Annotated in this window: 8 protein-coding genes and 1 pseudogene; 5 read left to right on the plus strand and 4 right to left on the minus strand. The window is 53.2% G+C overall.

Annotation, left to right across the window (positions count from 1 at the left end; all coding sequences use genetic code 11):
* From QZ197_RS12005 to QZ197_RS12015, 3 genes and pseudogenes are all read left to right on the plus strand, one after another.
* Window positions 1–438, plus strand: a pseudogene (locus tag QZ197_RS12005) (ABC transporter substrate-binding protein); the annotation flags it as partial.
* A gap of 111 nt (window positions 439–549) precedes the next feature.
* Complete coding sequence (locus tag QZ197_RS12010; protein WP_296432230.1) at window positions 550–1,494, plus strand: TRAP transporter small permease subunit; 945 nt, start codon at window positions 550–552, stop codon at window positions 1,492–1,494.
* A gap of 17 nt (window positions 1,495–1,511) precedes the next feature.
* Window positions 1,512–3,866 (plus strand): TRAP transporter large permease subunit, encoded by a 2,355-nt coding sequence (locus tag QZ197_RS12015; protein WP_296432231.1) that lies wholly within the window; start codon window positions 1,512–1,514, stop codon window positions 3,864–3,866.
* A gap of 73 nt (window positions 3,867–3,939) precedes the next feature.
* On the opposite strand, the gene QZ197_RS12020 is transcribed toward QZ197_RS12015, so the two are convergent.
* From QZ197_RS12020 to QZ197_RS12030, 3 genes are all read right to left on the minus strand, one after another.
* Window positions 3,940–4,746, minus strand: a complete 807-nt coding sequence (locus QZ197_RS12020; RefSeq protein WP_296432232.1) for an arginyltransferase — start codon at window positions 4,744–4,746, stop codon at window positions 3,940–3,942.
* Between the two features lie 85 nt (window positions 4,747–4,831).
* Complete coding sequence (locus tag QZ197_RS12025; RefSeq protein WP_296432233.1) at window positions 4,832–5,263, minus strand: RDD family protein; 432 nt, start codon at window positions 5,261–5,263, stop codon at window positions 4,832–4,834.
* Between the two features lie 88 nt (window positions 5,264–5,351).
* Entirely contained in the window at window positions 5,352–5,789 is a 438-nt protein-coding gene (locus QZ197_RS12030; protein WP_296432234.1) for a DUF2852 domain-containing protein, read from the minus strand.
* A gap of 258 nt (window positions 5,790–6,047) precedes the next feature.
* On the opposite strand from QZ197_RS12030, the gene QZ197_RS12035 reads away from it, so the two are divergent.
* Both QZ197_RS12035 and QZ197_RS12040 read left to right on the plus strand, forming a co-directional pair.
* Window positions 6,048–8,810 (plus strand): glutamine-synthetase adenylyltransferase, encoded by a 2,763-nt coding sequence (locus QZ197_RS12035; protein WP_296432235.1) that lies wholly within the window; start codon window positions 6,048–6,050, stop codon window positions 8,808–8,810.
* Entirely contained in the window at window positions 8,807–9,091 is a 285-nt protein-coding gene (locus QZ197_RS12040) for a hypothetical protein (RefSeq protein WP_296432236.1), read from the plus strand. Before QZ197_RS12035 ends, QZ197_RS12040 begins: the two co-directional genes overlap by 4 nt.
* Window positions 9,092–9,273: 182 nt before the next feature.
* Here the strand turns inward: QZ197_RS12040 and QZ197_RS12045 are convergent.
* Window positions 9,274–10,437: methyl-accepting chemotaxis protein (locus QZ197_RS12045; protein ID WP_296432237.1), on the minus strand; the 1,164-nt coding region annotated here is incomplete at its 5' end.

Here is a 10,437-nt window from a genome sequence, read left to right on the forward strand (position 1 = left end):
GGTCCATTCGCAGACGAGCGTCTTGGCTTCCAGGAAGTCTGTGAATTCTACTACACAGGTGGCTTCCACGAGCCAGGTTCCGTTCTGACAGCTGCGTTCAACCGCGACGTGTTTAACGAAATGACACCTGCACAGCAGCAGATCATGGAAACAGCTGCGATGGCGACACACCACTGGTCCCTGTCACAGTCTAACGCTGTGAACGGTGCAGCATTGCAGCGTCTGCAGGCGCAGGGCACCAAGATCATGCAATTCCCTGACGATGTTTGGGATGCGTTTGGCAAGGCGTCCAAAGAAGCACTTGACGAGTTCATGGATGACGAATTGTTCGCACGTATCCGCGCGAGCCAGGAAGCATCTGCAGCGTCCACATCTGGTTGGACTAGCATCTCTGACGCCGAATTCGCGCGTCAGCGGACACGCGTCAACGCAGGCTAAGCTATCAGCTTTGACCGGTAACTGGTCGAAGCAGATATATTAAATGGAGGGCCCTGCCATTGGCAGGGCCCGACATGCCAAAAGCAGTCACAATCAATCGGGGGTTAGACCATGGGTCTGGTCGAAGCATGGGGCGGGAATGCAATTGGATGGTTTTTTGCCCATCTGATCGAAGCGTTCTTCAACTTCTTTTACGCGATTTTTAACCCCGGTATGTGGTTGTCCTGGATACCCACAATCAACGGTCCGATGGAAACCGAGCAGAAAGAAGCGTTGATGCGCTTTATCTACTATGGTGCTTCGGTCGAATTTTTCTTTGTCGTTTTGGTGATATTCCTGACCGTCACGACAATAGGTCTCATCAACAACCGCTTCATGTGGGGCTGCGTGCGCGGCCTTGAAGGGTTCGCGAATGCCGTCGGGCGGGTCGCTGCTTGGGCAGGCCTGCTGATGGTAATTCAGCAAATTGTGATCATCTTTATGCAGCGTATCTTTGCGGTCGCTGAAATCAGCATTGGTTTCGGGGCGACATTTACCAAAGACATCAGCTGGTGGTCAGAAGAACTGAAATTCTACAACGCGATGATCGTGTGCCTCTGCGCAGCTTATACGTTCGTTCAAGGCGGCCACGTCCGTGTTGATCTTGTCTATTCTGCGATCAGTTACCGCGCCAAACGTGTCGTCGATATGATTGGATCGATCGTGTTTATGGTGCCGGCTGCGATGATCATCTGGCTTTACGGCTGGTTCTTTATGTGGCGTCACCTTGTGGTGCCAAACCCGTCCGCGTCCGATACGCTTGAGCGGTTGTTGACCAAAGCCCGCGCCTTGCGGTGGAACATCGAAACGATCGGTTTCTCGCCCAACGGCTTTAACGCCTACTTTCTGTTCAAGGTACTGCTCGTGGTCTTCGTCTTGATGATCATGCTGCAAGCGGTCGCCTTCCTTTACCGCTCTTACCTAGAGTTCAAAGAAGGCCCTGAAAGCGAAGGCAAATTCCTTGATAAAGACCAGCTTGGCGATGCAACCGCCGAACTTGTCGCAGACATTCATTAAAGTAGGGCGGTAGACATATGCTTTTCGGATTAGATGGCATTGAAGTCGGTATTATTATCGTCTTTTTGACTTTGTTTGCAGGGATCCTTTCCGGCTTTCCGGTCGCATTCGCAATTTCAGGCTCTGCGGTGATTTCGTTCGCGATCATTGCAGCGCTCGACAGCTCTGGCCTGTTGATCCACGCAGCCGTTGACACCAATTCTTCTGAATATGCATCCCTGCTTGCGGATGGTGTCCGACGCGAAGCGATTTCTGTGTTTAGATACCCAGAACTGCCGCGCTACGAGGACGTCTTGTTCCCGCAAGGCTGGGAAGTCGCGCTTGATCGCAACATCGGCTTTATGGTCAACCGGATGAACGAACGTGTTCTTGCGGGGCAGTCGATTGAAACGCTGCTGGCCGTTTTGATGTTCGTGATGATGGGCATCGTGCTAGAGCGTTCGCGCATTGCCGACGAGCTGCTGACATCAATGGCCAAAGTGTTCGGTCCATTGCCAGGCGGTCTTGCCGTGTCGATCGTTCTGGTTGGTGCATTCCTTGCCGCTTCCACAGGGATCGTGGGCGCTACGGTTGTGACGATGGGCTTGTTGGCGCTGCCGACGATGCTCAAGAACGGGTACTCGCCTGAATTATCAACAGGTGTGATTGCAGCGTCGGGCACGTTGGGCCAGATCATTCCACCTTCGATTGTGATCGTGCTTTTGGGCACGCTAGCAGGTGACATCTATTCAGCTGCACAAGAGAACCGCGCGCAGTTGGCAGGTTGTAACGACGCGCTGACCTATCTTGGCAGCCCAGCCGTTTTGTCAGTTGGTACATTGTTCCAAGCGGCCTTGTTGCCGGGCGTTTTGTTGGCGTTGCTTTATGCGGGCTATGCGTTTGTCTTTGCGCTGATCAACCCCGATAAAGCCCCGCCTGTGCAGTTCGAAACTGATGGCAACAGAGAGGCTATCACGCGCAATGAGGGCCTGACATGGTTCTTGGCTGTGCCTGTCGGTATTATCGCTCTGACGATTGGGATGGGGCAGGTTAACCTTGTTGGAACGCAATCCATCATCGTCGACAGTTTTACCGACACAGGTGAAAGCGCGTCACTGCGCACACGCGTGAGCGATGAATGCGCCGCTTCAATGATTGAATTGCACGGCATGGAAGCGTGGGAAACTGCGCTTGCAGAACAAGCCACGATTGAAAATGCGGGCGGAGTGACGCAAGCACGAGAACTGGGCGTTGAAGAACGTGCAGAGCTTGTTTTGCAACGCGCCGCAGATGCCGCACCAATCGGGACAGGCATTTCAGTTGCCGCAGTCCTGTTGGGTCTGGTTTTTGCAATCGCACGCGGTGTCGCACCAAGCCGTGATCCTAAGATGCTGTGGGTCGGGGTGTCGGGTATCTTGCTGATGCTCTTGGTAGACATCATGCTGATTTCACCGCTGACATCGCCGGGAACTACGACAGTCCTTATTGCGATACCTTTGATAATAACCTTCATCGGTCTACGAACTGCCGCGGGCTATCTGGCCAGCAACGAGATTTTGCGCGTGGTGTTTCCGCCACTGGTTTTGATTGTTGCTGTGTTGGGGTCGATCCTTGGCGGGATCACAAACCCGACACCAGCTGCGGCCTTGGGTGCGGGTGGTGCAATCTTGCTTGCCGCGTACCGCAAGCGCAAAGATCAAGGGCAATCGGGTCGGATCGTCTTGCTGACGGCTGGTGCCATTTTGCTGATGCTGATCGTTGGTACAAACTTTGACATGCGCCTTGGCCAAGAAGTGGTCTTGTTTGAAAACCGTGTCGCATTCCTTGTTGCATTCGGGGCGTTCCTGTTCGCGATGTTCGGTTTGCTGTGGTCCTGCTGGATCTTGATCTCTGGCGGGGTCATGGGATCAGTGGTGCGTGAAACAGCCAAGGTCACGTCGATGGTATTCACGATCCTGATCGGCTCGCAAATGCTGAACCTCGTCCTGATCTCTTTCGGAGGAGAGCATTACATCCAGCAGTTCCTACGCTCGTTCGACAACGAGTGGACAGTGTTCTTGCTGGTCATGCTGGTGTTGTTTGTCTTGGGCTTCGTTCTGGATTTCCTCGAGATTATCTACATCGTTATTCCGATTGTCGGGCCTGTTATCTACGGCGGTACCTTCGATCCTAAATGGGTTACGATCATGATTGCGGTGAACCTGCAGACGTCCTTCCTGACGCCGCCCTTTGGCTTTGCACTGTTCTATCTGCGCGGGGTCGCACCCAAGTCGATTACGACAGGTCAGATTTACCGTGGCGTGATGCCGTTCATCGGGATCCAAGTTGGCGCGTTGACGTTGCTTGCCTTGTTCCCGGGTGTTGTGACAATCATTCCTAGCCTATTGAACTAAAGGGCAGAGCATTTGAATAAAAAAGGGCGGTGCCAATGGCGCCGCCCTTTTTCGTTAAAGATTATATAACGGGTTAAGTTCGCCCCGGCGGCAGTTCAATCCGTGCGACTTGTTCTGCAATCGGGTCGGTGGACAGCGGGTGGGCATCAACGGCGTATCCGGCAGGATCGCCCAAGGGTTCCCAAACGCCTGCGCGGTAAACCTCCAACCCTTTGAAGTTGGCTTTGTAATCCATCTTAGGGCTGCCCGGCACCCAATAGCCCAGATAGATATAGGGCAAGCCCAATTCCTGCGCGATCTTGATGTGATCGAGGATCAAAAAAGTCCCCAATGACAATTTCTCGAGGTCGGGATCAAAGAACGAATAGACCATCGACAACCCGTCATCGAGGATATCCGTCAAGCAAACCGCACTTAGACTGCGTTTGTCGGTGTATTCAAACAAGCGTGACCTGATCGGCGTTTCTTCGACCATCGCAGCAAACTCGAACATATCCATATCTGCCATACCGCCTGCCGCATGGCGGCCATCCAGGTATTTGCGAAATAGATCATATTGTTCTTCGGTCGCCCAAGGCGATGTGGCACGGCGATCCAGATGATTGCCGCGCTTTTCAACGCGGCGCTGGCTGCGGGTTGGCGTAAACTTTGACACATCAATGCGCGCTGACATGCAAGCCGAACACTCTGCACAAGACGGGCGGTACAGCACATTTTGCGAACGGCGGAACCCTTGCTTTGATAGTTTATCATTCAGGTCAGGGGCCGCATCGCCCTGCAAAGCTGTAAACAGCTTACGTTCCATCCTGCCCGAAAGATAAGGGCAGGGCTGGGGGGCGGTGACATAGAACTGGGGCGCGACTGGCAGCGTGTGACGCATGATGGTTTCCGAATAGCTTTTGGCAATCTTAACAATCGATTTACCATCCGCCAAGTGCCGCTTTGGTTAGAATTGCGGCAGCAGCTTAGTGCAGGTTGATGGCCGTTGTACCAAGCACATGATCTGTAAGCCCTTGGCCGCGTGCTGTCACAAGCATCAGGATAACCGAAATGAGTTGCAAAGGCGGCAGTGCGACACTGATCGTATAGCCAAACGTATGCGCAAGAGCGAGGCCAGAGCTTAACGGCGCACCGTCATTATCACAAAGTTCAATGCCCATCATACGCATTCCCCAAGTGGCCGATCCGCCCGCAATGGTGAACCAGCGGTAAATAAAGCCGACAACCAGCATCAAGAACGGAAAGAAAAAGATACCTGTGAAGGCCGTAAACGGCAGCACCAAAGCGCAAAGCACGGCAGTCAGGATGACATCAAAAACCCAAGCCAAGCCGCGCTTGAATGGGACACCGGCAAATTGGTGTGGTGCGAAACGGGTGGAACGTGGGCTGTGGTTCATCGACATCGGTCTGCTGCGCCTTCAGGTTTATGAAATCAAGTTAGGTGGCCTGCGGGAAACAGGCCACCTTTTTAAAGGACAGATCGATTTATGCGGTTGCGGGACCGGACTGGGTTGGTTCAGCTGCAGCGTCATTTGCTGACGCGCGGTCGTTCATGAACTGGTCAAATTCTGCCTTGTCCTTTGCATCACGCAGACGCTTTAGGAAGGCTTCAAAGTTGCCCTGTTCGTCCTCAAGGCGACGTAGCGTTTCAGCCTTGTAGGCGTCAAATGCGGCATTGCCGGATGACTTGTTCATGTGAACGCTGTGACGGGTCATTGATTTGCAAGATGAATAAAACATGCGTTTGCTCCAGATCATGTAGGCCAGTAGGGCAAGGCCGATTGGCCAGAATACGATAAAGCTGACAACCATGGCGGCGATCCAAGCGCCTTTGCCACGTGCATCCAGCCACGCTTCGGCGCGGGCAAAAAAACCAGTGCGATGGTCCATTGCCATCGGTGAATGTGAAGTGGCGGTGTTCATGAATGTCTCCTTCGGGGTTTGTTTGTGTATGTGAATGCTTTTCACATTACCGATATCGGGCTTTCAGGCGCGCCCTTCAAGGGTTAATGTAAATGTTTTTTACATTAACTTTATTTATTCATAAATATCATATGTTTAGCCATATCATTTTCGAGATCAACCTCGTGAATATCGTAATACTAGCCCTGTTTTGAGGAAATCGACGACACAATTACGCATCTTCATTGACCCGCGCCGTACGGGTAATACTGTGAGACTATGACATTCGCATCCCGTATTACCCGCTTGCCACATGCCTTTGACCCAATGCGCGGGGCAGATCTGGCAGAGGTTTTTGCAGATCAACCAACAAAGGTTGTCGACCTCATTAAGGGGACCGCAGGATGCAGTCCATATCTGGCAGGTTTACTCGGATCAGAGGCGGATTGGATAACCGGCGCTTTTGCTGACCCTGAACGGGCGGTAGCCGATCTGTTGGCAGAAATTCCACATTTATCACTTGACGCATTACCGTCCGAATTGCGGCGCTGCAAAAGGCGTATCGCATTGTTAGTCGGATTGGCCGATCTGGGCGGCGTTTGGACGCTTGAAACAGTGACGCAAGTTTTAACTGATTTCGCCGACGCCGCCGTACAGGCGAGTATTTCCACCCTCGTCGCCGCAGAGGTCAGTCGCGGTAAGTTGCCCGCGTCCGATGATCCAGCCAATGCAGGCGGCATGGTCGTGTTAGCGATGGGCAAGATGGGCGCGGCAGAGTTGAACTATTCATCCGACATCGACCTGATTTGCCTCTTTGATGAAACCCGCTTTGACCCCGACGATTATCATGATGTGCGCGCAGCTTTTATCCGCGTCACCCGCAAGATGGCGGCAATCCTGTCAGACGTGCGCGATGGTGGCTACGTGTTCCGCACCGATTTGCGGTTGCGTCCCGATGCGTCCGTCACGCCTGTCTGCCTGTCGATGGAAGCCGCAGAACGGTATTATGAAAGCGTCGGCCGCACATGGGAGCGGGCCGCGTATATCAAGGCGCGGGTATGTGCTGGCGATAAATCAGCGGGTGCGCGGTTTCTTGCGACCCTGAAACCCTTTGTTTGGCGCAAGCATCTTGATTTCGCAGCTATTCAAGACGCGCATGACATGCGTCTAAAAATACGGGATCACAAAGGGTTACATGGTCCGCTGATCCTAGAAGGGCATAATATTAAACTGGGGCGCGGGGGCATTCGCGAGATCGAGTTTTTCACCCAAACGCGGCAACTTATTGCCGGTGGGCGCGACGCCGGTTTGCGGGCGCGGGGGACCCGGGCAGGTTTGCAAAGTTTGACCAAGGCCGATTGGATTGAACAAGATATTGCCGAACAACTTTACGGCCATTACCGCTATCTGCGCGAGGTCGAGCATCGTTTGCAAATGATCACCGATGCCCAGACCCAGACATTGCCACAAGATGCCAAAGGATTTGCGCGTTTGGCCGCATTTATGGGCCAAGACGTAGCAGATTTGCGTGCCGAACTGACCACGCGTATAGAGGCCGTTCATACGCTGACCGAAGGGTTCTTTGCGCCTGATCCGAAATCTGACAAAGAAACCACTGATTGGGGAAGCGACGTAACAGCACGTTGGCACAGTTATCCTGCTTTGCGATCCTCAAGGGCTACAGAGATTTTTGCGCGTCTCAAACCCGATCTTCTCAGGCGGTTGCAAGAGGCTGCAAAACCTGATGAAGCTCTGGCGCAATTTGACGGGTTTTTGGCTGGATTGCCTGCCGGTGTGCAACTTTTTTCCTTATTCGAAGCAAATCCAGAGCTTACAAAACTGATCGTGGATATCTGTGCGACGTCACCAGCATTGGCGCAGCATTTGTCGCGTAATTCAGGCGTGCTGGATGCTGTAATTGGGGGATCGTTTTTCAGTGAATGGCCGCAGCTTGATGGTTTGCACGCCGAGTTATGCGCGCAATTGGCAGCGACGGATGATTATGAAACACAGCTGCTTACCGCGCGTCGATGGGTCAAGGAATGGCACTTTCGTATCGGGGTGCATCATCTGCGTGGTTTGATCACAGCCGAAGAAACGGGCGCGCAATACGCAGATCTAGCAGAGGCAGTCGTCACTGCGCTTTGGCCAATTGTTGTCTCTGATTTCGCACGCAAACACGGTCCGATGCCGGGGCGGGGTGGTGCGTTGATCGCGATGGGGTCACTCGGCGCGCGCCGTTTGACCGCGACGTCGGATTTGGACCTGATTATGATTTATGACGCAAGCGGCGTTGAGGAGTCGCAAGGAAGGCGCCCGCTCGCCGCGCGGCCATATTTTGCGCGTTTGACCCAGGCCTTGGTAACGGCTTTGACCGCACCGATGGCAGAAGGGCGGCTTTACGAAGTCGATATGCGGTTGCGGCCATCGGGCCGGCAAGGACCTGTCGCGACATCACTTGATGCGTTCAAGGACTATCAGGAAACACAGGCTTGGACGTGGGAACACCTTGCTTTGACCCGCGCCCGCGCGATTGCTGGACAAGCTGATCTAACGTCTGAGATCGAATCGTTTCGCCAATCGCTTTTGCGCGCAAAGTCCAAGGGTGATGCGGTTCTGACTGATGTAGCTGATATGCGCCAGCGGATCGCCGAAGCAAAAACGTCACATTTTGACGGTGAAGCAAAGATCGGGGCAGGCCGTTTGCAAGATATCGAGTTGTTTGCGCAATCGGTTGCATTGCGTTGCGGATCAGAAAAACGCGTACTTTCCGCGCAATTGCAGATTGGTGTCGCAGATGGTTTGCTTGATGCCGCAGACGCACAGGCGCTTTGTGACGCGGCGGGCTTTTTCTGGAAGCTGCAAACAGCCTCTCGACTGGTAACCGGCGAAGCGATTGCACTGGATGAATTAAGTGAAGGAGCGCGGCGATTGATCCTCCGAGAAACCAACCATGCAACTATCCCCGCCCTTCAATCAGCTATACAATCTCATGCCGCAACAGCGAACAAAGTAATATCCCGCCAATTGGAGACATCATGAAACCAAGCGATCCGTTTGATCCAAAAGGCCTAATGAAAGATGCGTTTATCATTGATGGCATCACAGAGTCTGAGTGTCGCAGCATTTTCCTTGATTGGGTTTTAGGAGTTCCCGACGGTCGCGATGTCCGTACAGAAGTCGCGGTCCTAATCGCACATTACAAACGGCTGACCGACCCGGCACATCCGATGATTGTCACACTCGCCTCGGCGCTGGAGGTTTCCGAACAACCGCGCCGACGAGGCGGGAGGCAAAGCCGCGTTCCGCAAGGGAACAGTTAGCTTTCTTGCCGTGAATTCAGAGTTGTAAGTTTGGCATCGCTGCGCGAAGAGGTTGCTCGGATTACTGAAGGCATTCCGCTTTTTTGCCAGAGGTCGCACGTTGATCTGATGGATTGCGGGCTGTTGGTTTTGATACAACATTCGCAATCTTTGAGTGTGACAGATAGATTTCTAGCCTTGGTTCAAAAATCCTCCCAGACGCTTTGATCCGTTTTGCCTGAATATGCTGTACGCTTTTGCGGGGCCGGTTGCTGCTTGCGCGCTTGATAGGTATCAGTAATTGCGTGTTCGAGTGCCGCTGTCGCATCTGGGAATGCCACCAACGTTTTGGGCGGCGAACTAATACTGAACTGTTGTATGAGCCGCGTTAGTTTGTCAGTTTCGGTTGCCAGCGAGGTGCCGCGTGACATGGATTCTTGCACCATTGCCGCGTTTTGCTGGGTCACCTGATCAAGTTGATTTACGCCGATGTTGATCTCTGAAAGGCCTATTGCCTGCTCTTCCGCACTTGTCGCAATCTGTGATGTCATATTCGCGATGTCATTTACCTGAGTGATGATTTCGCTCAAAGCTTCGCCAGCGTTTCCAACAAGTTGGGTGCCCTGTTTTACATGTCGCGAACTATTTGCAATCAGTCCGGAAATCTCTTTGGCGGCATCGGCTGAACGTTGTGCCAAGGCGCGTACTTCAGATGCCACAACCGCGAAGCCCCTACCAGATTCGCCTGCTCGCGCGGCTTCTACGCCAGCATTCAAAGCGAGCAAGTTGGTTTGAAAAGCAATATCGTCAATCACGCCGATTACTTGGGTGATTTGATTAGAAGACTGCTCAATCGCGCTCATGGCGGAGACAGCTTGTGCGACGATTTCACCGTTTTTGGTCGCTTCAGTGCGGGCTTTGTTGACTGATAAATCCACCGCCTTTGCGTGTTCCGCTGCGGATCTAACGCTGGCGGTCAGTTCATCCAAAGCGGCAGCCGTTTCTTCGAGAGTTGCAGCCTGATTTTCGGTGCGTTGCGACAACTCATTTGTTGCTGACGTTGTTTCAGTCGTTGCTGTGCCGATTAAGGCAACGGTGTCCCTGACACGGGTGATAGTGGCGTGCAATTCGTGCACGGCGTCATTGAAATTACTGCGCATGTCGTCGTAGTCGGGAGTGAATTCATGTTTGATATCGCGCGTCAAATCCCCTTTTGCGAGCTGTGCGAGCTCATTCTTCATCGTGCTGACGACGACATCTTGTTGCTTGCGCAGCTCTGCACGCTCTGCAGATGCTGCGATACGTTCAATCTGCGCATCGCGAAATACGCTAAGCGCGCGCGCCATGCGACCCAGTTCATGTTGGTG

It is taken from the genome of Yoonia sp., assembly GCF_017854415.1.
Taxonomy (GTDB): Bacteria; Pseudomonadota; Alphaproteobacteria; order Rhodobacterales; family Rhodobacteraceae; genus Yoonia.

What these genes read in the sequence shown, in the direction of transcription:
- QZ197_RS12010 (WP_296432230.1), top strand. Translation starts at nt 550, where the DNA reads ATGGGTCTGGTCGAAGCATGGGGCGGGAATGCAATTGGATGGTTTTTT.
- QZ197_RS12015 (WP_296432231.1), top strand. Translation starts at nt 1,512, where the DNA reads ATGCTTTTCGGATTAGATGGCATTGAAGTCGGTATTATTATCGTCTTT.
- QZ197_RS12020 (WP_296432232.1), bottom strand. Translation starts at nt 4,746, where the DNA reads ATGCGTCACACGCTGCCAGTCGCGCCCCAGTTCTATGTCACCGCCCCC.
- QZ197_RS12025 (WP_296432233.1), bottom strand. Translation starts at nt 5,263, where the DNA reads ATGAACCACAGCCCACGTTCCACCCGTTTCGCACCACACCAATTTGCC.
- QZ197_RS12030 (WP_296432234.1), bottom strand. Translation starts at nt 5,789, where the DNA reads ATGAACACCGCCACTTCACATTCACCGATGGCAATGGACCATCGCACT.
- QZ197_RS12035 (WP_296432235.1), top strand. Translation starts at nt 6,048, where the DNA reads ATGACATTCGCATCCCGTATTACCCGCTTGCCACATGCCTTTGACCCA.
- QZ197_RS12040 (WP_296432236.1), top strand. Translation starts at nt 8,807, where the DNA reads ATGAAACCAAGCGATCCGTTTGATCCAAAAGGCCTAATGAAAGATGCG.